The 25,737-nt window shown below is 37.7% G+C and carries 25 protein-coding genes; 5 read left to right on the top strand and 20 right to left on the bottom strand.

Annotated features, from left to right (window positions below; translation table 11 throughout):
- Positions 1-18 precede the first annotated feature (18 nt).
- The 17 genes from ftsW to ybeY form a co-directional block, all read right to left on the bottom strand.
- Entirely contained in the window at positions 19-1,230 is a 1,212-nt protein-coding gene (gene ftsW, locus QM847_RS00430; protein ID WP_414353216.1) for a cell division peptidoglycan polymerase FtsW, read from the bottom strand.
- Between the two features lie 209 nt (positions 1,231-1,439).
- Positions 1,440-2,384 (bottom strand): peptidylprolyl isomerase PrsA, encoded by a 945-nt coding sequence (gene prsA, locus QM847_RS00425; RefSeq protein ID WP_414353215.1) that lies wholly within the window; start codon positions 2,382-2,384, stop codon positions 1,440-1,442.
- Between the two features lie 71 nt (positions 2,385-2,455).
- Entirely contained in the window at positions 2,456-3,169 is a 714-nt protein-coding gene (locus QM847_RS00420) for an O-methyltransferase (RefSeq protein ID WP_414353214.1), read from the bottom strand.
- 5 nt (positions 3,170-3,174) lie between these two features.
- Positions 3,175-4,977, bottom strand: coding sequence for an oligoendopeptidase F (gene pepF / locus QM847_RS00415; protein WP_414353213.1), 1,803 nt, complete (start codon positions 4,975-4,977; stop codon positions 3,175-3,177).
- Positions 4,978-4,995: 18 nt separating this feature from the next.
- Positions 4,996-5,952 carry a competence protein CoiA gene (locus tag QM847_RS00410; RefSeq protein WP_414353212.1) on the bottom strand — a complete coding sequence of 319 codons (957 nt, stop codon included), beginning with the start codon at positions 5,950-5,952 and terminating at the stop codon, positions 4,996-4,998.
- A gap of 96 nt (positions 5,953-6,048) precedes the next feature.
- Positions 6,049-7,197 (bottom strand): hypothetical protein, encoded by a 1,149-nt coding sequence (locus QM847_RS00405; RefSeq protein ID WP_414353211.1) that lies wholly within the window; start codon positions 7,195-7,197, stop codon positions 6,049-6,051.
- Between the two features lie 193 nt (positions 7,198-7,390).
- Positions 7,391-8,251, bottom strand: coding sequence for an SAM-dependent methyltransferase TehB (gene tehB / locus QM847_RS00400; RefSeq protein ID WP_414353210.1), 861 nt, complete (start codon positions 8,249-8,251; stop codon positions 7,391-7,393).
- 14 nt (positions 8,252-8,265) lie between these two features.
- Positions 8,266-8,733 (bottom strand): SsrA-binding protein SmpB, encoded by a 468-nt coding sequence (gene smpB / locus QM847_RS00395; protein WP_001051741.1) that lies wholly within the window; start codon positions 8,731-8,733, stop codon positions 8,266-8,268.
- Complete coding sequence (gene rnr, locus QM847_RS00390) at positions 8,696-11,038, bottom strand: ribonuclease R (protein ID WP_414353209.1); 2,343 nt, start codon at positions 11,036-11,038, stop codon at positions 8,696-8,698. The genes smpB and rnr overlap by 38 nt, the downstream gene beginning before the upstream one ends.
- Positions 11,039-11,134: 96 nt before the next feature.
- Complete coding sequence (secG, locus tag QM847_RS00385; RefSeq protein WP_000282514.1) at positions 11,135-11,368, bottom strand: preprotein translocase subunit SecG; 234 nt, start codon at positions 11,366-11,368, stop codon at positions 11,135-11,137.
- Between the two features lie 39 nt (positions 11,369-11,407).
- Positions 11,408-11,557, bottom strand: coding sequence for a 50S ribosomal protein L33 (gene rpmG / locus QM847_RS00380; protein WP_007519517.1), 150 nt, complete (start codon positions 11,555-11,557; stop codon positions 11,408-11,410).
- On the bottom strand, positions 11,557-12,756 hold the full coding sequence (locus QM847_RS00375; RefSeq protein ID WP_414353208.1) for a multidrug efflux MFS transporter: 1,200 nt from the start codon (positions 12,754-12,756) through the stop codon (positions 11,557-11,559). Before QM847_RS00375 ends, rpmG begins: the two co-directional genes overlap by 1 nt.
- A complete protein-coding gene (gene coaE, locus QM847_RS00370; protein WP_269796796.1) occupies positions 12,743-13,348 on the bottom strand; it encodes a dephospho-CoA kinase in 606 nt (201 codons plus the stop codon). Before coaE ends, QM847_RS00375 begins: the two co-directional genes overlap by 14 nt.
- Complete coding sequence (gene mutM / locus QM847_RS00365; RefSeq protein WP_414353207.1) at positions 13,348-14,172, bottom strand: DNA-formamidopyrimidine glycosylase; 825 nt, start codon at positions 14,170-14,172, stop codon at positions 13,348-13,350. Before mutM ends, coaE begins: the two co-directional genes overlap by 1 nt.
- A 48-nt stretch (positions 14,173-14,220) precedes the next feature.
- The gene (gene era / locus QM847_RS00360; RefSeq protein ID WP_414353205.1) at positions 14,221-15,120 is read right to left on the bottom strand and encodes a GTPase Era; all 900 of its coding nucleotides are present in this window, start codon (positions 15,118-15,120) and stop codon (positions 14,221-14,223) included.
- On the bottom strand, positions 15,120-15,530 hold the full coding sequence (locus QM847_RS00355) for a diacylglycerol kinase family protein (RefSeq protein ID WP_269796793.1): 411 nt from the start codon (positions 15,528-15,530) through the stop codon (positions 15,120-15,122). Before QM847_RS00355 ends, era begins: the two co-directional genes overlap by 1 nt.
- Complete coding sequence (gene ybeY / locus QM847_RS00350; protein ID WP_414353203.1) at positions 15,511-16,008, bottom strand: rRNA maturation RNase YbeY; 498 nt, start codon at positions 16,006-16,008, stop codon at positions 15,511-15,513. The genes QM847_RS00355 and ybeY overlap by 20 nt, the downstream gene beginning before the upstream one ends.
- A gap of 104 nt (positions 16,009-16,112) precedes the next feature.
- On the opposite strand from ybeY, the gene QM847_RS00345 reads away from it, so the two are divergent.
- Entirely contained in the window at positions 16,113-17,768 is a 1,656-nt protein-coding gene (locus tag QM847_RS00345; RefSeq protein WP_414353202.1) for an NFACT family protein, read from the top strand.
- A gap of 49 nt (positions 17,769-17,817) precedes the next feature.
- Positions 17,818-18,666: a YitT family protein gene (locus QM847_RS00340; protein ID WP_269796790.1), complete on the top strand. Its 849-nt coding sequence runs from the start codon at positions 17,818-17,820 to the stop codon at positions 18,664-18,666.
- A 100-nt stretch (positions 18,667-18,766) separates the two neighbouring features.
- Here the strand turns inward: QM847_RS00340 and nox are convergent, their stop codons facing one another.
- Complete coding sequence (gene nox / locus QM847_RS00335) at positions 18,767-20,146, bottom strand: H2O-forming NADH oxidase (protein WP_269796789.1); 1,380 nt, start codon at positions 20,144-20,146, stop codon at positions 18,767-18,769.
- A gap of 317 nt (positions 20,147-20,463) precedes the next feature.
- Between nox and QM847_RS00330 the strand changes: the two genes are divergently transcribed.
- From QM847_RS00330 to QM847_RS00320, 3 genes are read left to right on the top strand one after another with little or no spacing between them, the layout of a single operon-like run.
- Complete coding sequence (locus QM847_RS00330; protein WP_269796788.1) at positions 20,464-21,384, top strand: FAD:protein FMN transferase; 921 nt, start codon at positions 20,464-20,466, stop codon at positions 21,382-21,384.
- 34 nt (positions 21,385-21,418) lie between these two features.
- Complete coding sequence (locus tag QM847_RS00325) at positions 21,419-22,024, top strand: NADPH-dependent FMN reductase (RefSeq protein WP_006153967.1); 606 nt, start codon at positions 21,419-21,421, stop codon at positions 22,022-22,024.
- 18 nt (positions 22,025-22,042) lie between these two features.
- Positions 22,043-23,251 carry an NAD(P)H-dependent oxidoreductase gene (locus QM847_RS00320; protein ID WP_414353200.1) on the top strand — a complete coding sequence of 403 codons (1,209 nt, stop codon included), beginning with the start codon at positions 22,043-22,045 and terminating at the stop codon, positions 23,249-23,251.
- 74 nt (positions 23,252-23,325) lie between these two features.
- On the opposite strand, the gene QM847_RS00315 is transcribed toward QM847_RS00320, so the two are convergent.
- Together QM847_RS00315 and glyS are read right to left on the bottom strand one after the other, a co-directional pair.
- A complete protein-coding gene (locus QM847_RS00315; RefSeq protein WP_070678121.1) occupies positions 23,326-23,583 on the bottom strand; it encodes a DUF896 family protein in 258 nt (85 codons plus the stop codon).
- A gap of 29 nt (positions 23,584-23,612) precedes the next feature.
- Positions 23,613-25,649: a glycine--tRNA ligase subunit beta gene (gene glyS, locus QM847_RS00310; protein WP_414353199.1), complete on the bottom strand. Its 2,037-nt coding sequence runs from the start codon at positions 25,647-25,649 to the stop codon at positions 23,613-23,615.
- Positions 25,650-25,737: the final 88 nt, after the last annotated feature.

Genomic DNA, 25,737 nt, shown 5'->3' with positions numbered 1-25,737 from the left:
CTTGTTACCTATGTCTTCTTAGAATTGAGATTCTAATTCGTTATAAAGGCCCGCACGTTTCTCACTGGCATCAATATTCAGAACAAAAGCAATTGCTACTGACAGAACTAAGAGACTATTTCCTCCCTGTGATAGGAATGGGAAGGTCACTCCTGTAGAAGGAATCAAACCTGAAATTCCACCAATATTGACAAATACCTGTATCAGAATCATGCCGCCAATACCAATGGCCATCATAGAGTTAAACGGATTCTTAGCACGAATACCTACTAAGATAATGCGCAAGATTAAAAAGAATACTAATGCTAGGATAAGACTAGCTCCAACAAATCCAAATTCTTCGATTACAATCGAAAAGACGAAATCCGTATGGGCTTCTGGTAGATAACCTCGTTTCTCAATAGAATTTCCTAAACCTAAACCAAACCATCCACCATTAACCATGGCATAATAGGAATTGGCCAATTGGTGCCCAGCTCCAGCAACATCATCAAAGGGATTGAAAAAGGCACTAAAACGTTTTGCTACATAACCAAATACAGGGATTTTAGAAAATTTCTCTACACCAATAACCTTAATAGCCGTCAATGATAGGGTAGACGCTCCTATTAGTAAACCTATGATAGTTCCAAACCAGCGATGGGCAATACCACTAATTGTATACATTAGTATAGATACCAATAGTAAAATGGTTGCATTTCCCAGGTCTGGGAAAATAGCCAAACTACCAATCATTACCAAAAGAACAAAACGCCAATCGTTAAAAGCTCTGGGAAACCACTGATTTTGTGTCAAAACTTGGAAATCATATACGCCAATTTCATCTTGTTGTTTGGAGAAACGTTGAGCAAGATACCAAATAATAATAATCTTTAGATACTCAGCAGGTTGAATCGTGACTGGTCCAACCTTAATCCAACCATAAGCTCCATTGACAGGAACACCGACTAAGCGAGCTAAAGCCAATAAGACCAACTCAACAAACATAACAATGAAGAGCAAGCGTTCATTTTTTAAGAATCCTAATTTTAATTTATAAATTAGAGCAATTAAGAATAAACTAACAATCCAGAACAGACCTTGATTTCGAACTAATTGAAAGGCACTCTTCCCTTCTTCGATTAAAGATGCACTAGTTGTTGAATAAACTACTATCAAGCCCAATACAGATAAAAGAAGATAAGGGACTAAGATGGAATAATTCAACAGGTGCCGTTTACTAATTTTCATACTTCACCATCTATCAGAAAATTCATTTTTCTATTATTTATAGTTTTACTTGCTATTATACCATTTTTTAGACCAGAAAAAAACTCTTACCCATTAAACTACCTTTTTGACCAAAATATATAAAATCAGATAGTCTATTTCAATTTGTAGTCAACAATACTTTAAACAAAAAACTATCTTTCATAAATTGAAAGATAGTTTTATTTAAATTAGTTAGATGATGTAGTTGTGTTATTTTCGCCTTTAGATTCACCTTGAATATATTGTGTAAAGATATTTTGGAAGGCTTGATCTTTAACTTTAATATTTGCCGCTTGGAGTTCTTTTCCAATCACTCCTTGAACAAAAGTAGCATCATTTTGTTTTTGAGTTAAAATGATTGTTTGAAGTTTGTCTTTATAGTCTTCCCAGTTAGCTGATTTTTCGGATTTCTTCGTTAATTTAACAATATAGAAGTTGCTTGTGTATGCTTGGGTTCCTGGAGCAGTAATAACATCTGATACTCCATCAACATCTAGTGCAAAAGCAGCTTTCTTAACAGCTGCTGGCAATTCTGTAGACGCAGAGTCAAATGTGATTTCGCCCCCGTTTTCTTTTGCCTTCTCGTCTGTTGTATTGTCTTTTACAAGTTGAGTAAAGTCAGCTCCTGATTCTTTTGCTTTTGCAAGTACTTCCTTAGCCTTTTCTTCACTATCAAGACGGATGATTTGAGCAGTTACTTCTGGAGTATACTCTTCATATGCTTTTTTGTAGTTTTCATCAGTTAATTCTGCTTCAGCAGCCTTTTTCACAGCATATTCTACCAACTTACTTGTACGAATTTGTTGTTTACGGCTTTCAGCAGTCATACCTGCACGAGCAAGAACAGTTTGATAACTGTCTCCATATTTTTTTTGTTCTTCAGCTACTGCATCATCAACGTCTTTATCACTAACTTCTGAACCATATTGTTTTTCAAAAACCTTTTGAATCGTCATGTTAAGCAAGACTTGTTGAGCAGTTGGATTATTCTTAACTTCTTCAAAGAATTGATGTTCAGTGATAACATCACCTTTCATACTGATTAAGTCAGCTCCTTGAGAACTAGTTGAACATGCAGCTAAAGTAGCTACTGACAATAATGTAATGGCACCAGCCAAAAATTTTTTCTTCATGTTTACTCCTTTATGTTAGAAAAACGATTACCTTATCTATTTTACTAAATTGTCTTAAAAATATCTAAAAATTACTCAAAATCTGGTAATTCAACATCAGCCTTATTTTTTCTCAGCATCAATATCCCATCACCTAGAGGAACTAGGCTTGCTGTCAAACCCGGATTGTCCAAAGTTGCTTCAAAAAGCCTTTGTAATCCTCGATAGATGGTTCGTTGACCACGTCTAACTTCCATAATATCTTTTGCCACATCTCCACCTTGAAAGATATCATCCAAAACTACTACTCCACCAACTTCTAAATGTTTTAGAATTTCAGGAAGGAAGACGATGTACTTAGATTTTGCAGAATCCATAAATACAAAATCATAAGATTCTGTCAGAGTAGATAAAACGTCTACTGCGTCACCTTCAAGCAATGTGATTTGCTGGCGACTATCAAACTTGGCAAAATTAGCCTTAGCAAAGCCAATCATCTCAGAATTACGATCAATCGTGGTAATCTTTGACTCTGGCGAATGGTGAGCCATCAAGAGAGCAGAAAAGCCGATCGCAGTCCCAATTTCTAAGATATTCTTAGGCTGCATAGTCTCCATCAAAAAACGAAAATATGCAACTGTTTCATGAGGAATAATTGGAATATTTTCTTTGCGAGCAAAGTCCTCAAGTTCTTTCAGTGGTCCCGTCACCTGCATTTGACGATTTCTCATAAAATCGACGATTTCTTGTTTGACAACAGGTCTACGCATGTTGTGATTGGCGTTTTTACTGTAAGATTCTACCATGGATCTTATGCCAATCCTAATTTTTCTACAAGTGCTTCAAACTCATTTAAGCGACGTTCAAAGACTGCAAAAGCATCATTGAGGTAATCTTCCTTCTCCATATCAACGCCTGCTTTTCTCATAACATTGAGTGGGTAATCAGACTTACCTGCCTTGAGGTAGTCAATATAGCGATCTCGATCTTCTTGACTACCATGAACAATCTTTTCAGCTAAGGCTGAAGCTGCTGCAAAACCTGTTGAATATTGATAAACATAATAGTTATAGTAGAAATGAGGAATACGAGCCCATTCATATTGAATTTCAGGATTATCTTCTTTTTTCAAACCATAATATGTTTCATTCAAGTCAGCATAAAGTTCATTTAAGAACTCACTAGTCAAGACTTCTCCATTTTGGTCAGCTTGGTGAATGGCGTGCTCAAATTCCGCAAATTGAGTTTGACGAAAGACCGTTCCTCGGAAGCCGTCCAAGAAGTTATTGAGAATTGCAAAGCGAGTTGCATCATCTTCAACTTCCTCTAACAGTTTTTCCGTTAGGATATTCTCATTAGTTGTTGAAGCAATCTCAGCTAAGAAAATTGAATAGTCTCCATAAACGTATGGTTGAGTTTCACGAGTATAGCTAGAGTGCATACTGTGTCCAGTCTCATGTACAAGAGTAAAGAGATTGTCTAAGTTATCCTGCCAGTTAAGAAGCATAAAGGCGTTAGTATCGTATGATCCACCAGAGTATGCACCTGAACGCTTGCCTTGGTTTTCATAAACATCAATCCAACGTTCGCTAAAGGCACATTTTACACGAGTCAAATAATCATCACCAAGAACAGCCAAAGCTTCTTCGGCTTTCTTCAAGGCTTCTGGATAAGTAAAACTATATTCAACTGATGAAAGTGGTGTGTAAACATCGTACATCTTGAGATCTGGTATACCCAAGATTTTTGAACGAAGGTCAAGATAACGTTGCAAAAGTGGCAAATGCTTACGAACAGCTGACACCAAATTATCATATACACTTTCAGGGACAAAGTTAGATGCAAGAGCTGCCTGACGTGCACTTTTGTAATTGCGCACTTTAGCACGATAGTTTTGTACCTTTACATTTGTTTGAAGTGTTTTAGCATATGTATGTTGGAACTGCTTATAAGTTGAATAAAGGGCTTCATAAGCTCCACGACGTACATCACGATTTTTTGATTCCATTAAACGTGAGTAGGTACCGTGTGATAGTTGCACTTCATTTCCTTCATCATCTAGAACATAAGGGAAGGTAATATCAGCATTGTCCAAGATTGCAAAAGTTTCACTAGCCGAACCAAAAATTTCTCCAGCTCCAGCAAGTAGTTCTTCTTCACGTTGAGAAAGAACATGATCCTTATTTTGCAATAATGTATTAAAAAAGTGTTTATATATCTGAAGCTTTGGCTCTGCCTCTAAGAAAGCATGATACTGTTCTTCAGTAATCTTCATAAACTCAGGCTCATAGAAAGAAAAGACTTGATCTAGTTGACTGTATAGAGTCATTGCCTTTGCATAGTATTCTTGATATTTAGCAACTCGTGTATCCTGGTCGTTTTTCATATGAGCGTAGACATAGAGTTTTTCAAGACGACGACTCAAATCCAAATAACGATCTGTAATATTAAGAAGACTTTCTGCGCTATCCAAAAGATGTCCCTCAAGACTAGCTGCTTGTTTTGTATCCTCGGTTAATAGGGCTAATTCTTCTTCCCATTTTTGGTCTGTTTCAAAGATCGTTGATAGATCCCAAGTATATTTTTCATTGATTTCATTTCTTTGTAATACCATAAATTTCCTCCATCCTTTCTATTTTACCACATTTTTCAGAAAATACTGTTGATAAAAGGCTGGCGGATAAAGCTTTTGATGTTTCAATTGAGGATTTTTTTCATAGTAAGATTTAAAATGTAGATAATAATCACTGATGTCTTTGTCAACTTGATAAAAATTCCCATTTTCAATAGGACTTACTTGAGGGCACCAATCTTGAAACTTTAGATTAAGTAAATTTTTCCCCACTAGATATGCTTGTGATTGCTTTTTCATCCAGTAAGAATTTTGATAGTAGAGTTGCTGTCGAATGTAAGAACAGATATATCTATCTTGCTCAACAGTAAAGCACTGTAGTCTTTGTTTCTGATAAGGGATACGCAATATTTCTAAGAGATTACCTTTCCCATAGGGAAACTCTTTGGTCTGATAATGTAATTTCCCCCGTAAGTCTTGATGAAGCAAGTATTTAAGTCGCAGCAATTCGTTCTTCAGATCCAATTCCCATACATAGAACCCCATATTATTACTAAAGTAAAGGAATCCTCTTTGTAGTTGCGTCAAACGTTCTTTTAACCACAGTTTTTCTCCTAATAGCCAAAGAACTTTAAAACCATGACTACGGTAGCCCCTACTTCTTTCAGCCAAAATACTTTGTCTTATGGGACTGCATTGAATTTCAAGAGCCAAGTTTCCTCTTACTAAAATGTCTGCGATTTGTTGACATTGAGATATAGGAAATTCCAAAGACACCTCATCATCCTTTTTAGCCCAATAAAAAAGAGCCTGCTTGTTTCCTAAATGTTCAGGGCTTTCGTTTTCATGAAACTGCTGACAGTTCTTTAGAGATTGATGGGCAAAATGTGCTCTCTTATTCTGTCCTCTTCTTAGTTGTACTATGAATCCACATGCTGGACAAGTGTAATCTTGTTTAACTAAATCATCTTCTAAAGAATTCACTAAATTCCCTTTTTCATCTCTTGCTAAAAACATTTAGTCCTCCTATATTTTTCTATTCGAAAAAAATTAAAAAAGACTGGACACACCAGCCTTTATACAACTATAAACTGTTTTGGGATTTACTTCCTCTTATCTTATTTTTCTTTTTATTCTCTTTTCTAACATTGGAATGAGATTAGAAATCTGATTATTCTTTATAACTATGACACCATACTCATGACAGCGATTCGCATAGACAGGATTAATTTTTCCCGAACACACGATTAATTTCAGGCAAGTTTCTCCAGCAAAATGGTTGGCATAAACTTCCAGTTCATTGATGGCTTCAACTGATAAGTCTGTCATTTTACATGATATAAAAATAATAGATCTTCCTTTGCGAAGCACGACATCAATCTCATTTTGAACATTATCAGCTTCTGGAAAAATTCCATTCCAATCTATTTCAGCTCCTATCATACATTCATCGAAAAAACCTGATTCTCTTGCTAAAAGGTAAAGATATAATTCTAAGATATGGCCCTTGTTTCGGCAAATTTGTTGAGCTTCTGGGCTAGGAAAAGAATAGATAACTTTATCAGTCTTTTCTTCATCAATATGAATCATACCAGCTTCGGTTAATAGGGAAATCAATGCTGCTGGATAGGGATAACGCTTCCCGTTATTCATTAAAACCTTACCTGTTTCAGCATGAAAATCTCCAGTTTTTGCTAAAGCGAAAAATTGAGTAACTTGATACCATTGTTCTGGGTTTGAAATCGCATAGTTTGCTAGTTTTTTGATGGCAGCAATTTGTTTCTGACTACATCTATGTTGTTTCGATTTAATGAGTTTACCACCACGCAATTCTATCAATTGCTGGATCGATAAAGAAGGAATATTTAAATTACTTTCGACTAATCTCCCAGCATCCCAGGAATATTGTTTCTCTCCCTCAACATCTATGGCATGAATAGAAAGTTTTCTTTCCATTCCGTACTCATATAGCTTGATAGCAAGTAAAGAATCGTTACCGAAAACATCTAAGGCAACCCCTTTATAATTTGTTAAGACAGGATCCAATTCTTCGGAAAATTTTTCAAGGCTTATTTGACGAAAAGTCACTTGTTTAATGTGAGGCACCTGCTCCATCAAAAAATGTTTTAAGGATATTTTCTCTTCCTCCTTGATTTTACTTAAGGATAAAAAAAGAATCGCATCACTTTCAGTTAAGAAGGCTGGATAAACATTTTTCTCAATGGTGTGATGGTTAAAAATTTTAACTAAAAGACGGGACATTTTTTCCTCCTGAACGAGAACATATTACTAATTGTAGTAAATTTAAAATAAAAGAGCTGAAATTCCATTAGCTATTTATATCTAATTTAATTGAAAGCGTTATCTACACCCTAGTATAGCATAAATAGGATTATAAAAGCTCAAACTTTACAAAAAATGAGTAGATAATGGAAATTATCTACTCACTTAATGTTTATTTTACCTTTTTAGCCAACATAGTCGCAAAGCGTAGTTGGATACGATTGCCATTCTCATCACGACGGTGGAGATACCCAGGATTTTCATTGTACTTGATTAATTCCCAATCCTTGTAGTAATTTGCCAACTCACCCTCTTTGAAGGTAAATGGGAAATTAACTGAACATGGATAATCTTCTGTATCCATAGCACACACAATCAAATTGTAACCCCCAATTGAGGTTTGCTCCTGCATGTTTTGGATAATAGCCGGAATACGATCTGCTTGTAAAAACATGAGCACAACTGTCGATACGATAAAATCGTAAGTTTGTTCGATGCTTGCTGAATTGATATCGTATAGACCAACAGGCATTTCCAAATCTTCTTGCTCCACGATACTTTGCAAGATTTCAAGGGAAAGTTCATTTTGGTCAACCGCTGTAACATCAAAGCCATGTTGAGCGAGAAAGAGTGCATTTCTTCCTTGACCACATCCTAGGTCTAGTGCTTTACATGGTTTCACGGTCTGTATAGCTTCTAAAACCTCCGAATGAACTGGATTGCTATTGTATTTCTTTGGGAAATAATCCTCTGGTTTACAATAAAATTCCAAATACCACTCCACATCATCTGTGGCAGCTTCTACTCTGTGCCAAGCTTGAGGTTGTGCCATAGGATTATCAGCACCTGCTTCAAAGAGGTGCTCAGCTATAACTTCTCCCTCTTCAGTCAATTCAATAAACTTAAGAGTTCCTTTTAATACGGTAATCTTGCCCCAGGTTCCGACCTTAGTATTGTGTTTTCTTTGAACAGCCTCTGGCATAGTGTCTTTATTCCAGACAGGCATGCGTTTGTAGGCAACTAGTTTATCCATTCTCTTTTCTCTTTCTATCGGTGGTTAACAGCTTTCATAACACGCGCAATATCACGATCTTGCTCACGACGTTTGATAGACTCACGTTTATCGTAATCGTGTTTCCCTTTTGCAAGTCCTAAAAGGAGCTTGGCATAGCCATCTTTGATATAAACTTTAAGAGGAACCAAGGTCATCCCTGTCCCTTTAGTTTCTTGCTCCAATTTCTGGATTTGTTTTTTATGAAGAAGAAGTTTACGACGACGCTCTGGCTCCTGGTTCCAGATATTGCCCTCTTCATAAGGAGCGATATGGACATTACTCAGCCAAACTTCCCCATTCTTAACCTGGGCAAACCCATCTTTCAGATTGATGCGGGCTGCTCGAACACTCTTGATCTCAGTTCCTGTCAGGACCATTCCTGCTTCTAGCGTATCTACGATTGTATAGTCGTGGTGCGCCTTTTTATTTTGCGCGACGACCTTTCCCTCGCCCTTTGCCATGCTTGGCTCCTTTCTTTGCTACTTCCTTATAAAAAGATTTCTTGCTTTTTTTCTTCTTGTCTTTTGGAGAATGCTTGCGCTTATCACCTAAGCGACCAGATTTTCTCTTGTCTTCTTTCTTATCCAAACGACGACCTCTATCCTCACGACCAGAGCCTTTCAAACCTTTTTCAATGACATCAAATTCACTTGGAATAAAAGAGAAATCAATCTCACCAGTCATCTTATCGGCTCTTTCGACACGAATACGTATCTGTTGTCCTACACGGAAGGTTATTCCTGATTTCTCCCCACGGAGGGTTAAATCACGTTCGTTAAAATGGTAAAATTCAGGTAGATTGGTAATGTGAATCAATCCCTCAACTGTATTTGGTAATTCAACAAAAAGACCAAATTTAACAATACTTGAAACGACTGCATCATACTCTTCACCAACGTACTCTTCCATGTATTCTGCTTTTTTCATAGCTTCGACTTCACGCTCTGCCTCGATGGCGCGACGCTCACGATTAGAAGACTGGGTAGCAATCTCAGGAATAACCTGTTCAAAATGCTCGGCTACGTCCTTGGAACGTCCATAGTCACGAATCATCCGATGAACAAGAAGGTCAGGATAACGACGAATTGGGCTGGTAAAGTGAGTGTAATAGTCCGCAGCTAGTCCATAGTGACCATGATTATGCTCAGAATAACGAGCCTGCTGCATAGAACGCAAAAGCATCATGGACAATACATCTGCATAAGGCTCACCTTCAACAGCACTCATGATCTCTTGAAGGGCTCCCTGGCTTATCTCACTGGCAGTCCCATAGATTCGTAATCCAAAACTTGAAGCATAATCAATAAACTTTTGAACTTTCTCAGCTTTAGGTTCCTCATGAATACGATAGATAAAAGGTAAGTCCAACTTGCTAAAGTGCTCGGCAACCGTTTCGTTAGCAATCAACATAAAGGACTCAATCATACGTTCAGCAACACCACGATGTCGAAGAACAATGTCAACTGGCTTGCCTTTTTTATCTACCAAAATCTTAGCTTCATTGGTATCAAAATTGAGAGCACCACGCTTGATTCGCATACTTTCCAAAGTTTCATGGAGCTTAGCCATTAACTCGATACTAGGAACGATTTTCTTATAGTCTTGTCTCTTCTCCTCATCGCCTGCTAGGATGTCATTTACATCACTATAGGTCATACGGTAACTTGTCTTGATAACAGTTTGAGTAATAGTGTAATTACGAACACGACCATGCTTATCAATCTCCATAATAGCAGACTGAGTCAAGCGGTCCACTTGAGGGTTAAGAGAACAGATTCCGTTTGAGAGGCGCTCTGGCAGCATTGGAACTACACGGTCTGTCACATAGACAGAGGTCGCACGATTGAGAGCTTCCTTGTCAAGAGCAGAACCCTCTGTCACATAGTAGGAGACATCGGCAATGTGAACACCGAGTTCAATATTGCCATTCTTTAAAGCCTTAATATGTACAGCATCATCCAAGTCTTTTGCGTCAGCTCCATCAATGGTAAAGGTAATTTCATCTCTTAAGTCTAGACGGCCTTCCATATCCGCTTCAGATGGTGCATTTGGAACGCTATCTGCTTCCTTAAGAACAGCCTCTGGAAACTCAGATACAATGTCCATTGATTCCAAGACCTCGAGGACGTCAATCCCTGCATCTGTAGAATGTCCAACCACATCTAAGACACTAGCAACAAAGAAATCGTGTTTCTTACTTGGGTACTTATCGATAAAGACCTTGAGAACTTCTGTACCGTCTAACTGAATAGCTGGCTTCTTAACGTAGATTGGTTGACTAATCTTTTGATTTTTTGAACGGATATAGCCCGCATACTTGGGTTTTTCTTCATCAAGAACGATTTGCCCAACGGCAGTCGTTAGACTGTGTTCTAAAATATCGATAATCTTAGCTTCAGCTGCAGTTCCTTTTTGACGATCTGCAACCTTCTTGATCACAATTTCAACAGTATCGCCATCAATGGCATAGTTAACATCATTTTTTCCTACAAAAAGATCGTCTTCCTCCCCTTCAAGACTAACAAAACCGAAGCCATTTTTATGGGCATGAAAAGTTCCTTTAAGGGTAATTTCCTGTTTCTTCTTTTGATTGATGGTCAAACTTCCATCTTCTTCAAAACGGATCTGGTGTTTTCTTTCCATGAGGGACAAGTTTTTTATCAACTCACGAAAATCCTTGGATCCATCCTTTCCAAGAGCTTGGGCTAGGTCATTAACTGTGACTCGTCCCTTCTCTTTTAAATATTCTTTTATTTTATCTTTCATGTTTTCTTTCTAGATTTATAAATTTTTCCTTTGGTGTAAAACCTTATGTCTTTAAAAACAAAAATAGGCTAAGACCTAGTCTCGCCCATTATTTTCTTATCTACTTGATAATACCGTCAATGCTAAGGCAATGGCTAACCAGAAAAAGACTAAGATTCCTGTCAAACGCTGCATCACGGCTTCAAAACCACGAGCCTTGCTACGTTCGAATAAGTCACCTGCACTGGCATCAAATACATTACTAGATTGATTCTTAGTTGGTTGCATGAAGATTGCAATCACAATCACAACGGATAATACTAATAAAATGGTTAATAATAGGTTATACATATCAAACTCCTTAAAATCCTTATTATTTTATCATAATTTCTACTTAGATTCAAGATGTAAAGTAACTTTTCTTTCCTTTGGACAATATTTTAGAACTTCAATCTTATCTGGATGAGTTTTTGAGTTCTTACTGGTTAGATAATTCATGCTTCCACAAGAGGAACATTTCAGATTAATTTTGACACGCACTAGATTTCCTTCACTTTTAATAATGTTCTAAATTGGATTAGGTTAAAAATACAACTCAGAGCAACACAGGCTGCTGTTGCATAAAATACAGACTTATAACCAAATTGATTTGCGACTAAAGAACCTGCTAGAGGACCAATCACCCCTCCTAGGTAAAAAAATACTTGGTTGAAAGCAAACACCCTCGAAATAGCTGATTTTGGAGCCATTTTACTAAGAATAGCATTGATACCGGGAACTAAGGCCCCTGTTCCTAGACCGAATAGAAAGCGATAAACTCCTAATTCAAATGGACTTGTAGCATTGGCACAAAGTACGTATATTACAGCTGAATAGACTTGAGCTAAGATCAGAAGTCGATGATTGCCAACTTTATCTCCCAATCGTCCCATAATACCTGCACTCATCATACTCGATAAACCCATGCTAGAAACTATTACACCAGAGACAAAGAGAAGATTCTCCTTCTGCCCTAGTTCTCGAACATAGAGAGCGAGAATTGGCCCGATAGATTGAGCTGCAAATTGAATGACAAAACTTGTTGCAAATAAGTTAAATAAAAGGTATGGATACTTCAGACTAGCATATAAATATTTTGTTGGAATTGCAGTTTCTTTGGTTACAGGCTGAAAATCTTCCTTGATAAAGAATATAGTCAAGATAGCAGCTAAAGATACTAGAGCCCCAACCATTAAAAAGGCATTTCGAATCCCAAATAATTCTGCGATCAAACCTCCAACAAAAGGGCCTGAAAGTGTTCCTGCTAAAACTCCAGATGTTATTGTTCCCAGAGCATAACCCGACTTATCCTTTGGAACTTGACTGGCTATTAAGGCAGTTGCATTTGGTACGTATCCAGTAAATACTCCATTCAAAAAACGTAAGACTAAAAGCCAAAAGATATTTGGTACAAAGGCCAAGCCTCCCATTGTAATAGTCATAGCAATCCCTGCTCTAATCATCATAGGTTTACGGCCATATTTGTCTGCTAAAATCCCCCAAATAGGCGATATAAAAGCAGCCGAAACAGCAGAGATTGAAATAGCTATCCCTGAATAGAATGTGACCTGACTTGGTTCAACTCCTAATTCTTCAACAAAAATTGGCATAAAAGGGAGAACCAAGGATACACAAGCTCCTGTCAAGAAACAACCAATCCAAGCTATACAAAGATTATTTTTCCAATTAATCTCTTTCATAGAACTCACCTCTCTCTAGTAGAGAAATGATTTGACTCAATAGTTGATCAAGACTTCCACTGTTATCAATAATGTGAGTCGCAAGTTTTTTCTTTTTGTCTAAAGGCCACTGTGAAGCAAGTCGAGATTCAGCAGCTTCTAGAGATAGTTTGTCTCTATTCATCAATCTTTCTATCTGAGTTTCTCTGTCGAGATAGATTAACCATACTTCATCAAACCAAGATTCATAACCTTGTTCAAACAAGAGAGGAATATCCATAAAAAAGAGAGCTTCAGTCTGAGCCAACTGATTTTTTAAAGCAGCTAACTCTTCTAAAATGACTTGACCTTGAGTTTCTTTAGACCATTCTTGTTCTTCAGGATTAGAAAAAATCAAACTAGCTAGTAGAGGGCGGTTTAGTTCTCCATTCTTTAAAACAACCTGTTTACCAAAATGCTCAACTAAAATATTATAGAGTCGACCTCCTGGAGCTTGAAGCTGATGTACAAGTGAATCAGCATCAACTACTTGAAAACCTCTCTGACGTAAAAAATTTGTTACTGTTGATTTACCAGAAGAAATGCCTCCCGTGATACCAATAATTTTTCCCATCAACTTCTCCTTTGACACCTAGGACAAAAATGAGTTCCACGTCCACCTAGTTGAATTTTTTCTATAATAGAACCACAGCGTGAACAAGTTAATCCCGCTTTATCATATACTTGGTGTAGTTCTTGCATAGTCCCATCCTCACCAAAGGCATTGGTGTAGCTTCTAATAGTAGAACCACCCTTGTTAACAGCTTGCTCTAAAACGCTTATAGTTTGTTCGTGAATAGCTTTTGCTTCCTTTTTTGTTACTTTTTGTGAAGATTTAACGGGGTGAACCTTAGCCCTCCAGAGAACTTCATCCACATAAATATTTCCCAAGCCAGCAACCAAAGTCTGATCTAACAAGTGAGTTTTAATTGGTTTTTCCGATTTCTTCAATGCCTTTTGAAAGGTTAGGAGATCAAAATCCTGTTCTGTAGGTTCTGGACCTAATTTTTTTGAAAGAAAGTAGGATTCCAGAAGCTCAGGTACTAACAGTTCCATGGTTCCAAACTTTCTGACATCCTCGTACACCAAAGTACCACCATCTTCAAAGCGAATCAAAACATGGGCGTGTTTGCGTTCTGGAACTTGGTCTTGGTAGTAAAAATACTTGCCTTCCATTCGCAAATGTGAAATCAAAATCTTGTCTGACAGATGAAATAGCAAGTACTTTCCACGACGTCCCATCGACTCGATAATCTGACCAGGTAATTCCTTTTGAAATTCTTCCAAGTCGGTCTTGATCATTTTGGGATAAAGGACCTCTATACTAGAAATCTTTTTTCCAAGAATCAATTTTTCTAGACCACGGCGAACTGTTTCAACCTCAGGTAATTCAGGCATACATCCTCCTTCTGTAAAAACAAGAAGCAGGCATGAGCCCACCTCTACTTAATATTCTTTCTCATTATAGCCAAAGTCAGCAAGATCTAGCTTTTTATCACGCCAGTTTTTCTTGACCTTTACCCAAGTTTCTAAGAAGACTTTATCCCCTAGCATGAGCTCGATATCCTTACGCGCAAGGGTTCCGATCTTCTTGAGCATGGCGCCACCTTTTCCGATGACGATACCCTTTTGACTGTCACGTTCAACCATGATGGTTGCTCGAATATGAACCTTGTCCGTCTCCTCATCACGCTTCATAGAGTCCACCACAACTGCAACAGAATGAGGGATTTCCTCACGAGTTAAGTGAAGAACTTTCTCACGAATCATTTCTGAAACCAAGAAGCGCTCTGGGTGGTCTGTAATTTGATCAGCTGGGAAATATTGAAAACCTTCTTCTAAATTCTCACTTAAGATATCTACTAAATGTGATACATTATTTCCCTGAAGAGCCGAGATGGGTACAATCTCTTTGAAGTCCATTTGATTACGGAAATCATCGATTTGTGCCAAAAGTTGATCCGGATGAACCTTATCAATTTTATTAACTACTAAAATTACGGGAACTTTTGCAGCTTTAAGACGTTCGATAATCATATCGTCACCCATACCACGTGGCTCATCTGCAGGAACCATAAAAAGCACGGTATCCACTTCACGAAGGGTGCTATATGCTGACTCTACCATAAAATCTCCGAGCGCAGTTTTAGGTTTGTGAATCCCTGGAGTATCGATAAAGACAATTTGTTCTTTATCAGTGGTATAAATTCCCATGATTTTATTACGCGTTGTTTGCGCCTTATCACTCATGATGGCAATTTTTTGCCCCATTACGTGATTCAAAAATGTTGACTTCCCAACGTTAGGACGTCCTAAAATAGCTACAAAGCCTGATTTAAATGTCATTATTTCCTCATTATCATAAATAGTGTATCCCAAATTCTAGGGATAAAGATTAGTAAACCGATCAAAGCTGCTAAAACAGAAACAACAAGGACTGCACCTGCAGCCATATCTTTAGCCTTCTTTGCAAGCATATCGAAGTGATAATGGCTTGCTAAATCCACAACATTTTCAATAGCTGAGTTAAGAATCTCAAATGCTATTACCAAGAAAATGCTTAAAAGAAGAAAAAGCCATTCGATTCGTGATACCCGAAAAACAAAACCTGCAAGAATAACAATTATGGCTGTCACCACATGTTTTCTCATATTTCGTTCTTCCTTAATCGCAGTCAAAATTCCTGTAAAAGCAAATTCCAAACTTGTGATTAGGTCACGATTTTTCCATTTTCTTTTATTGTCTTGTGAGTCCATAGGCAGTCAAAATTTCTTCCTGTAAACCGAACATCTCCGCTTCTTCTTCGGGAGTGTAGTGATCATAACCGTTAATATGTAAAAAGCCGTGCACTGCCAAGAAGCCCATCTCACGTTCAAAACTATGACCGTACTCTTGAGCTTGCTCATGCGCTTTATCAATAGAGATGAATAGTTCGCCAATATAGGCATCAAATTCTGACAACATATCTGCCAAGTCAGGATCATTTGCTAAATCTTCTTCATCAAAAGAAATCTCTATCTCTGGCTTGTATTCAAGACTGATGACATCAGTTGGACGATCTGTATCTCGATACTCTAAATTGAGTTCATGACTCCGCTCATTCGTCACAAAAGTAACTGCCATCTCCTTGTCTTCTTTTCCTAACTTTTTGGCAGCAAACTCTAAAATTTCTTGAGTTTGTTGTAGAATTTCGTTTGAAACTTTTCCAGTTTCATCTACTATTTCAATAAACATGTGTTTCTCGATTCTCTTTACTTGGCTTTATTATACCATATTTCTATGATTTTATTCTACCTTTTTGATATAATACTATGTAATACAATCACGAGGAGAGAACCATGTCATTTGACGGATTTTTTTTACACCACATGGTTGAGGAATTACGAACAGAATTAGTAAATGGTCGTATCCAGAAAATTAATCAACCTTTTGAGCAAGAATTAGTCTTGCAAATTCGAAGCAATCGTAAAAGTCATCGTTTGCTACTTTCTGCCCATCCAGTTTTTGGTCGTATTCAATTAACTGAATCAACTTTTGAAAACCCTGCACAGCCATCAACCTTTATTATGGTTTTAAGAAAGTATCTTCAAGGTGCTGTCATTGAATCTATCCAACAAATTGATAATGATCGTATCGTGGAAATCACAGTTTCTAACAAAAATGAAATTGGAGATCATATCCAGGCGACTCTTATCATTGAGATCATGGGAAAACATAGTAATATTCTCTTGGTAGACAAAACTGAACAAAAAATCCTCGAAGTGATCAAACATATTGGTTTTTCTCAAAATAGCTATCGGACCTTATTACCGGGAGCTACTTTCATCGCTCCTCCAAGCTCAGATGACTTTAATCCTTTTACTATTAAGAATGAAAAACTATTTGAAATTCTCCAAACTCAAGAATTAACTACAAAGAATCTTCAACATCTTTTCCAAGGATTGGGACGTGATACAGCTATGGAATTGGAGAAAATTCTCCTTGATGATAAACTAAATACCTTCCGTAATTTTTTCTCTCAAGGAACCAAACCATACCTAACGGAATCCTCATTTAGTCCTGTACCTTTCTCAAATCGTGTAGGTGAACCTTTTTCTAGCCTTTCCGAATTGCTGGATACCTACTATAAAGACAAGGCCGAGCGCGACCGTGTCAAACAACAGGCTAGCGAACTCATTCGCCGTGTGGAAAATGAACTACAAAAAAATCGTCAAAAGCTTAAGAAGCAAGAAAAAGAACTCCTTGCTACCGAAAATGCTGAGGAATTCCGACAAAAAGGTGAGTTATTAACGACTTTTCTTCATCAAGTTCCAAATGATCAAGACCAGGTGGTTTTGGATAATTATTACACTAATCAACCGGTTACCATCGCACTTGATAAAGCTTTAAGCCCAAACCAAAATGCACAACGCTACTTCAAGCGATATCAAAAATTAAAAGAATCAGTCAAGTATTTAACAGACTTGATAGAGGAAACTAAGTCAACCATTCTCTATCTTGAAAGTGTTGAAACAGTCCTCAATCAGGCTGGACTGGATGAGATTGCTGAGATTCGCGAAGAATTAATTCAGACAGGATTCATCAGAAGACGTCAACGTGAGAAACTTCAGAAACGAAAAAAACCTGAAAAATATCTTGCTACTGATGGTAAAACCATTATCCTAGTCGGTCGTAACAATCTTCAAAACGACGAATTAACCTTCAAAATGGCTCGTAAAGAAGATCTTTGGTTCCACGCCAAAGACATACCTGGTAGTCATGTCGTCATTACTGGAAATCTCGACCCTTCTGACGAGGTTAAGACAGATGCTGCTGAGCTTGCTGCCTACTACTCAAAAGGACGCTTATCAAATCTAGTACAAGTTGATATGATACAGGTTAAAAAACTCAACAAACCTACTGGTGGGAAGCCTGGATTTGTTACCTATACCGGTCAAAAAACTCTTCGTGTTACTCCAGATCCGGATAAAATCCAATCCATGAAATTAAATTAAGCTCCCATGTCACAATTTTCAGTGCAATAGAAAGGAGGTCTTTCTCTGAATGTATAACCATATAAAGTCTATCATGACTATCATACTAGGTGCTGCTATCTTTGCCTTCGGACTTACATATTTTGTAGTCCCCCATCATCTATTTGAAGGTGGAGTCACTGGTATCACCCTAATTACCTATTATCTCTTTAATATCCCTATCTCATTGATGAACATCATCATCAATATCCCTCTCTTTATCCTTGCCTGGAGAATTTTTGGAGCAAAAACCCTATATTCGAGTCTCCTTGGAACTATATCCGTATCCGTCTGGTTGGCTATCTTTGAAAAAATCCCTCTTCAGTTTAATCTTGAAGGTGACTTAGTCATCGTAGCCCTTGTCTCAGGAGTACTCTTAGGAGTTGGCTTAGGAATCATTTTTAACTCTGGTGGAACTACAGGTGGAACTGATATTGTCGCTCGAATCCTTAATAAATATACTAATATTTCAGTCGGAAAATTACTTTTTGGATTAGACTTCCTAATCCTGATGCTGATTTTAATCATCTTCCAAGATCTTCGTCTAGTAACCTATACCCTTCTATTTGACTTTATCGTATCTCGAGTTATCGATTTGATTGGAGAGGGTGGTTATGCTGGTAAAGGCTTCATGATCATCACTCAAAAGCCAATCGAACTAGCTGATAAAATTAATGACGAGCTTGGACGTGGTGTTACTTTTATTTCAGGTCAAGGCTACTACAGTAAAAACGATTTAAAAATTGTCTATTGTATCGTAGCAAGAAATGAAATGGTTAAGATGAAAGAAATGATCCATTCTGTAGATCCTATGGCCTTTATCACTATTACTGAAGCCCATGAAATCCTAGGAGAAGGATTTACATTTGACCCAAGGTAAACTAGCAATTTAAAACAGAAAAGCAACCTAATCATAGGATTGCTTTTTTATTTCAATATACAAAAAAACAGAAGAGCATGCTCTTCTGTTTTAATAGATATTATTTTTCAGCTGACAATGCTGCCATTGTGATGTAGTTGTATGGTTTGTTGAAGTGTGGCAAGAAGAATAGGTCAGTCAATGCCAATTTATCAATTGTAACATGTTCTTGGATAGCAAGTGAGAACATGTGGATAGCCATACCGATAGCTGAATCGCGAGATACCATTTGAGCACCAAGGATTTCACGGCTGTCTTTATCAAAGACAATCTTGATAGCTACTTCATGGTTGTCATGTTTCATAAATTCTGGTTTTTGAAGGTCGTTAAATCCAGTTTCAGTAGCATTGTAACCAGCAGCTTTAGCTTTTTCAAGTGTCAAACCAGTTGAAACCATGTGGAGACCATAGATCGAGATACCATTTGATCCTTGAACACCAATTCCTTCAAGTTCATGTCCACAAGCGTTGTAAGCACCAACGATACCAGTACGAACAGCGTTTGAAGCAAGCGCGATGTAGCTAGTGTCTTTACGAGCGTTGTCATAAACAGTCGCACAGTCACCAACAGCGTATACACCTGGGATAGATGTTTCTTGTTTCTTGTCTACAAGGAAAGCACCGTTACGGAAGAGTTCGATCTTACCGTCAGCAAGAGCAGTGTTTGGACGGAAACCAACTGCAAGAACAACCATATCAACGTCAAATGTTTCTTTGTCAGTTACCAAGCGTTCAACTTTACCGTCACCTTCGATAGCTTTAACAGTTTGACCAAGTGCCAAACGGATGTTGTTGTCTTCCAAGTTCTTAGCCATCATTTGAGTGAAGTCTTTGTCGTAGTATCCGTTCAATACTGTGTCAACGATATCAACAAGGACAACTTCTTTTCCAAGACGTTCGAAAGCTTCAGCAAGTTCAACACCGATGTATCCACCACCTACAACAGCGATGCGCTCAAGGTGTTGGCTCTTGTCAGCAAGTTTGTTGATAACTTCTTCAGCATTTTGGTACAACTTAACAAATTGTACGTTTTCAAGAGTAGTCTTGAATTCACGGTTTCCTTTAACAATTTCAACACCTTCAATTGGAGGCAAAATTGGTGTAGAACCAGTAGCGAAGATCAACTTATCGTATGATTCTTTGTGTTCTTTTCCTTCAACTTCTGCAGTAACAACTTTGTTATCGTAGTCGATTGAAAGTACAGGTGAGTTCATGTAAACTTTCGCACCTTTAGCTTCAAGCTTTTCTTTATCAGAGTAGAACAAGCCTTCAGCACCGTCGATTTGCTCACCAATCCAAAGTGCCATTCCACATCCAAGGAATGAGATATTTGAGTTTTGGTCAAATACAACGATTTCGTTTTCGTTTCCAAAGTTGTCCAACATAGTGTTGATACATGCAGTTCCAGCGTGGTTAGCACCCACAACTACGATTTTACTCATAAGATAAATCCTACCTTTAATTATTTTTTCCTTAATATTATAACACTTTCTGTTAGCGTTTACAAGTTTTTTTGTTTGAAATTACTTAATTTTGACTATAAATAAAAAAATTAATCTATTATAATTAAAACTTATTTAATATCTAATTTTTAATAATTATTATTTTGAGCATTTTTCTTGACTTTTTGTAAAAAATAATTTGTGAAAACGCTGACTTTATGATATTCTATTTACATGGAAATAAATTATAAATTTTAAATTTCTTATTAATTCAAGATTTGTAGCTATTTCCGAGTGATTTGAAGGGAGTTGATTCTTTGTCTCTCAGTTCATCATCTGAGCGATTAATGGGAACTACGATTACTATTTCCTTAGTGCATGAACAAGCGGATAATCTTCTCCGTCAAGCTTTTGATTTGCTCAAGGAACTTGAATTCCGCTTCAATGCTAACAGTACTGAATCTGAATTAATGGAAATTAACTACAAGGCAGGTATTGCCCCAGTTAAAGTCCACCCAGATTTGTTTGAACTGATTTCATTAGGTCTAGAACACAGTCTAGCACCTAAAAGTCATCTCAATATTAGTATAGGGCCTTTGGTTCAAACCTGGCGTATTGGTTTTTCCGATGCAAAGCTTGCAAGCCCTGAAGAAATTGCTTCAGTCTTACCACTAATAGATCCTCATTTTATTAAACTCGATTCAGTCAATTCTACAGTTTTCCTAGAAAAAAAGGGAATGAAAATTGACTTAGGCTGTTTAGCAAAGGGGTACAGTGCAGATAAGGTTGCAGCTTTCTTAAAAGAAAACGGCGTCACTTCTGCTCTTATCAATCTTGGAGGAAACATCCTCACAATTGGGAACAACCAATCAAAAGATGGACGTCCGTGGCAAATCGGCATTCAAGATCCAACTCATACACGTGGTAATCACCTGATGACCTTGTCTGTTACTGGAAAATCAGTTGTTACTTCGGGTATTTATGAACGGCACCTTGAAATTAATGGAAAGGATTATCATCACATTTTTGATAGTGAAACCGGCTATCCGATCGAAACGGATTTAGCGAGTTTAACCATAATATCTGACCGTTCAGTTGATGGGGAGATATGGACCACACGATTATTTGGCGAACGTAGCGCTTCTATTATGTGGCAAGTCGAAAATATTGAAGGTATAGAAGCCATCCTCATTGACAAAGATGGACGCTTAGCTTGTTCATCTGGTATCCAACGATAAATCATTAATAATGCAAAAAGAGAAAGGAAAGCCCATGCTTAAACTTATTGCTATTGTAGGAACTAACTCAAAACGTTCCACAAACCGTCAACTGCTTCAATACATGCAGAAACACTTTGCTGATAAAGCAGAAATCGAATTGGTAGAAATTAAAGATCTACCTGTATTTAACAAACCAGCCGACAAACAAATTCCAGCTGAAGCTATGGAAATCGTAGCTAAAATCGAAGCAGCTGATGGTGTTATCATCGGTACACCAGAATACGACCACTCAATTCCAGCTGTTCTTATGAGCGCCTTAGCTTGGATTTCTTACGGAGTATTCCCACTTTTGAACAAACCAATTATGATTACTGGTGCTTCATATGGCACACTTGGTTCTTCACGTGCTCAATTGCAACTTCGTCAAATTTTGAATGCACCCGAGATTAAAGCAACAGTTCTTCCTGATGAATTCTTACTTTCTCACTCTCTTCAAGCATTCGATAAGAATGGTGACTTGGTAGACCTTGATGTCATCAATAAATTGGATGCCATCTTTGATGACTTCCGTATCTTTGTCAAGATTACTGAAAAATTGCGTAGCGCACAAGAATTGCTTCGTAAAGATGCAGAAGAATTTGACTGGGAAAATTTGTAAGATAGGAGACAAAATAGAATGAAATTTGTTGGACTTGTTGGATCAAACTACGATCAATCATATAACCGCAAACTCTTGGAATTTATCCGTCGCAATTTTAAATTCAAATTTGAATTAGAAGTTCTTGAAATCGACCAAGTTCCAATGTTTAACCAAGACGAAAAATGGGACGAAAGTTTCCAATTGCGTTTCTTGTATAACAAGATTACACGTGCTGATGGTGTCATCATCGCCACTCCTGAGCACAACCACACTATCTCAGCTTCTCTCAAATCTGTACTTGAATGGCTTTCATACGAAGTTCATCCATTTGAAAACAAACCTGTTATGATTGTGGGAGCGTCATACTACGACCAAGGAACTTCACGTGCCCAAGTTCATCTACGAAAGATTCTAGATGCACCAGGAGTAAATGCCTACACTTTGCCAGGTAATGAATTCCTTCTTGGAAAAGCCAAAGAAGCTTTCGATAACGATGGAAACATCACCAACGAAGGAACTGTTAAATTCCTTGAAACTTGCTTAGATAACTTTGTTAAATACGTAGGAGTCGTTTCGAAATTGAAAAAACCAAAACCAATCGAACCAGAAGACTTGGATTGTGGAAGACCAATTGCCACAACTATTACAGAAGTTGATCCAGATGATCCAGAATGGGTAGAGAAAGTTGCAGAGATTACAGGTGCTGTATCTGGTGATACATACGTTAAACTTGACCACGGAATCCTTACAGTAAACCAAATTGATATGTTCTTGAAAGCTATGCCTTTTGAATTGACATACGCTGACGATAACAACCAATTCCTTTACTACAACAATGCTCATCAAGACCCTAATACTATGTTTGCGAAGCGAGTTCCTTCCCAATCAGGTGGCCGAATGTCAACAATCCATGGTTCACTACCACCCGCACGTATGAAAAATGTAGAGTGGGTTATCGGTACACTTCGCAACGGGAACCAAGAATACGTACGTACCATTGTTCCAGGTTCTCCAGCTGGTGTCATTAATACTCACAACTACCAAGCTATGTACTATCCTGACGGATCATATGCAGGAATTAACGAAATCGTATTTAATTTCCAACCATGGCTTGACTGGTACCTACAAGAAACTGGGCAACGACTAGTCGCTGGTAATGGATCTGTTCCCCCATCAACAAACCATGGTAGCGGAGCTGAATCTTCTAATAATAGTGCAGACGCAACTTCTGGAGCAAGCAAATAGTTATATTGTCAATTACATTTAGCTTCATCTTTACATAAAAACTCGGTTAGATAAATCTAACCGAGTTTTTCAATTTATGAATTTGGATCATCCAAACTTCTTCCGTGCAAACCTTTTTCACGTTGGACCTGACGAAGTTTTTCAGGAGTCACATCATTACCATCTTCATCGACGATTTTGATTCCTTCAACGTGATGACGAACTGAACGACGATAGCCTTCGATGTATTCTTCACGAAGTTTGGCTTGTTCTACTTTTTCTTCCGCAGTCAAGCCTTCTGTTTTTTTCTTTTTAGCAAGTTCGTTAATACGAGCGATTTTTTCTGGTGTCATATTTGGATCTCCAATCTACTTTTCAATTACTATTTTGTATTAAGAAGGTTAAAAGCAGCCACTGTTTTTGCTTTATTGACAAGTTCAGCTAGAATAGCCAAACGATTATTCTTAACCTTCTGATCTTCAGCCATAACCATAGTGTTATCAAAGAAAGCATCAATAACCGGGCTAAGACCAAATAGTTGATCTAATTTATCACTTGCTGAACCTTTCAATTCAAGTTTTTCTACTGCTTGAGCTAATTCTTTTTCCTGGTCATTTTCAAAGAGACTACCATCAACTTTGACCGAAGCTTCTGCTTTCTCTACTAGGTTAAAGGCACGAGATAATGATTCAACTGATGATTTGTAATCTTCAGTTTTCGCAGCTTCTGAAAGAGCTTCTGCTACTTCAATCATATCAGAAACAACAAAGTTTGAACTTGCCAGAACAGCCTCTTTAATATCTTTTGCAATAGAACCCATCATCTTATCAACACGAGCTTTAATGAAGTTAAGTACCTCTTCTTGGTTATCGTAGGTTAAACTATCAAACGATAAAGCATAAAGGCTCGCAATCAACTCGTCCATTGGAATATGCCAACCGAAGTCTTCTAAAATTCGAACAATTCCTTGTGTTGCACGACGGAGGGCATAAGGGTCGTTTGAACCAGATGGAATCAAGCCAACCGAGAAGAAAGATAAGAGAGTATCTAATTTATCAGCTAGTGCAAGGATAGCACCAACTTTAGACTCAGGAAGGGCTCCGTCAGCTGAATCTGGAAGATAGTGCTCACGAATAGCTTGTGCTACTGCCGCATTTTCACCTGCAAGAAGAGCATACTTCTCACCCATGATCCCTTGAAGTTCATCAAATTCACCAACCATACCGGTTAAGAGGTCAAATTTATAAATGGCTGCAGCACGAGCAAGATCAATAGATTCATCAACTGATAGACCAGCTTTTTCAGCTAGCTGGATAGCAATTTGCCCTGTACGAATCATGTGTTCACGAAGAGAACCAATCTTTTCATGGAAGGTAACGTGTGAAAGTTTAGCAACTAAATCTTCAATCTTGAGTTTTTGGTCTTCACGCCAGAAGAATTCTCCATCTTCCAAACGAGCAACCAAAACTTTCTCATTTCCTCGAATGACATTTTCCAAGTGTTCAGCATTTCCGTTACGAACTGAAATGAAGTTTGGTTTTAGATTTCCTTCAAGATCACGGACAACAAAATAGCGTTGATGAGTTTCCATTGAAGTAACCAAAACTTCTTCTGGAACTTCTAAGTACTTAGGATCAAAATTACCTATAAAAGCAGTTGGATATTCGACCAAGTTTAAGACTTCGTTTAAAAGTCCTTCCTCAATTTGAACTTGAACTCCTTCTTCTGCTTCAATAGTCTTGATCTGCTCACGAATCATATTTTCACGCTCAGTGCTATCTGCAATCACAAAAACTTTTCGTAAGTCACTCTCATAAGTATCTGCATGTTGGATTTCTATCTCGTGACCCAAGAAACGATGTCCACGACTGATTCGACCAGAATGAATATCCAAGAAATCCAAATCAAGAGCTTCTTCATCCAATAGGACTATCAATGTATGCACTGGACGGATATATTCAAAACTGTTATTTGCCCAATGCATGCTGACAGGGAAAGTCAATGAAGCAAGCACTTCTGGAACGCCAGCCAAAACTTCTTTAGCTGGCTTTCCTGCTTCATGGTTCGTTACATAAACATATTCTTCGCCTTTAATTTCACGGAATTCGATATCTTCTACAGTCAATCCTTTTCCACGAACAAACCCTTCTGCTGCTTTAGAAAAGTTTCCTTCTGCATCCAAAGCAATTTTCTTAGAAGGTCCTTTAAAATCTTCAGTCAAATCAGTCTGTTGGTCAGCTAAACCAAGTACACGAACAGCTAAACGTCGAGGAGTTGAAAATGTTTGAATCCCTTCATATGAAAGGCGGTTGTCATCCAAGAAGGCTGCCATTTTTTCGCCGAGTTGTTTTTCACTTGGTGTGACAACGTAGGCTGGTAACTCTTCGAGTCCTAGTTCTACTAATAAGTTTTTTGTCATGTTTCTTCCTTTACAAAATTCTTTTTCTGATAGGCACCTTAGGTACTGGGGACGTCGCTAACTAACTTTGTGAGTCTGTAGGGAAATC

The organism is Streptococcus timonensis, assembly GCF_047463455.1.
GTDB lineage: Bacteria > Bacillota > Bacilli > Lactobacillales > Streptococcaceae > Streptococcus > Streptococcus timonensis_B.
The sequence above is the reverse complement of the archived record's forward strand: the minus strand, read 5'-3'. Positions and strand labels throughout refer to the sequence as shown.

Bases quoted from the DNA above. Each gene is read 5' to 3' on its own strand.
- ybeY (WP_414353203.1), bottom strand. From the start codon at position 16,008: ATGTTTATTGAAATAGTAGATGAAACTGGAAAAGTTTCAAACGAAATT.
- QM847_RS00340 (WP_269796790.1), top strand. From the start codon at position 17,818: ATGTATAACCATATAAAGTCTATCATGACTATCATACTAGGTGCTGCT.
- smpB (WP_001051741.1), bottom strand. From the start codon at position 8,733: ATGGCAAAGGGCGAGGGAAAGGTCGTCGCGCAAAATAAAAAGGCGCAC.
- QM847_RS00405 (WP_414353211.1), bottom strand. From the start codon at position 7,197: ATGTCCCGTCTTTTAGTTAAAATTTTTAACCATCACACCATTGAGAAA.
- glyS (WP_414353199.1), bottom strand. From the start codon at position 25,649: ATGACAAAAAACTTATTAGTAGAACTAGGACTCGAAGAGTTACCAGCC.
- coaE (WP_269796796.1), bottom strand. From the start codon at position 13,348: ATGGGAAAAATTATTGGTATCACGGGAGGCATTTCTTCTGGTAAATCA.
- prsA (WP_414353215.1), bottom strand. From the start codon at position 2,384: ATGAAGAAAAAATTTTTGGCTGGTGCCATTACATTATTGTCAGTAGCT.
- mutM (WP_414353207.1), bottom strand. From the start codon at position 14,172: ATGCCTGAATTACCTGAGGTTGAAACAGTTCGCCGTGGTCTAGAAAAA.
- QM847_RS00325 (WP_006153967.1), top strand. From the start codon at position 21,419: ATGCTTAAACTTATTGCTATTGTAGGAACTAACTCAAAACGTTCCACA.
- QM847_RS00320 (WP_414353200.1), top strand. From the start codon at position 22,043: ATGAAATTTGTTGGACTTGTTGGATCAAACTACGATCAATCATATAAC.
- QM847_RS00355 (WP_269796793.1), bottom strand. From the start codon at position 15,530: ATGGACTCACAAGACAATAAAAGAAAATGGAAAAATCGTGACCTAATC.
- QM847_RS00375 (WP_414353208.1), bottom strand. From the start codon at position 12,756: ATGAAAGAGATTAATTGGAAAAATAATCTTTGTATAGCTTGGATTGGT.
- tehB (WP_414353210.1), bottom strand. From the start codon at position 8,251: ATGGATAAACTAGTTGCCTACAAACGCATGCCTGTCTGGAATAAAGAC.
- rnr (WP_414353209.1), bottom strand. From the start codon at position 11,038: ATGAAAGATAAAATAAAAGAATATTTAAAAGAGAAGGGACGAGTCACA.
- QM847_RS00345 (WP_414353202.1), top strand. From the start codon at position 16,113: ATGTCATTTGACGGATTTTTTTTACACCACATGGTTGAGGAATTACGA.
- ftsW (WP_414353216.1), bottom strand. From the start codon at position 1,230: ATGAAAATTAGTAAACGGCACCTGTTGAATTATTCCATCTTAGTCCCT.
- QM847_RS00315 (WP_070678121.1), bottom strand. From the start codon at position 23,583: ATGACACCAGAAAAAATCGCTCGTATTAACGAACTTGCTAAAAAGAAA.
- QM847_RS00420 (WP_414353214.1), bottom strand. From the start codon at position 3,169: ATGGTAGAATCTTACAGTAAAAACGCCAATCACAACATGCGTAGACCT.
- nox (WP_269796789.1), bottom strand. From the start codon at position 20,146: ATGAGTAAAATCGTAGTTGTGGGTGCTAACCACGCTGGAACTGCATGT.
- era (WP_414353205.1), bottom strand. From the start codon at position 15,120: ATGACATTTAAATCAGGCTTTGTAGCTATTTTAGGACGTCCTAACGTT.
- pepF (WP_414353213.1), bottom strand. From the start codon at position 4,977: ATGGTATTACAAAGAAATGAAATCAATGAAAAATATACTTGGGATCTA.
- QM847_RS00410 (WP_414353212.1), bottom strand. From the start codon at position 5,952: ATGTTTTTAGCAAGAGATGAAAAAGGGAATTTAGTGAATTCTTTAGAA.
- secG (WP_000282514.1), bottom strand. From the start codon at position 11,368: ATGTATAACCTATTATTAACCATTTTATTAGTATTATCCGTTGTGATT.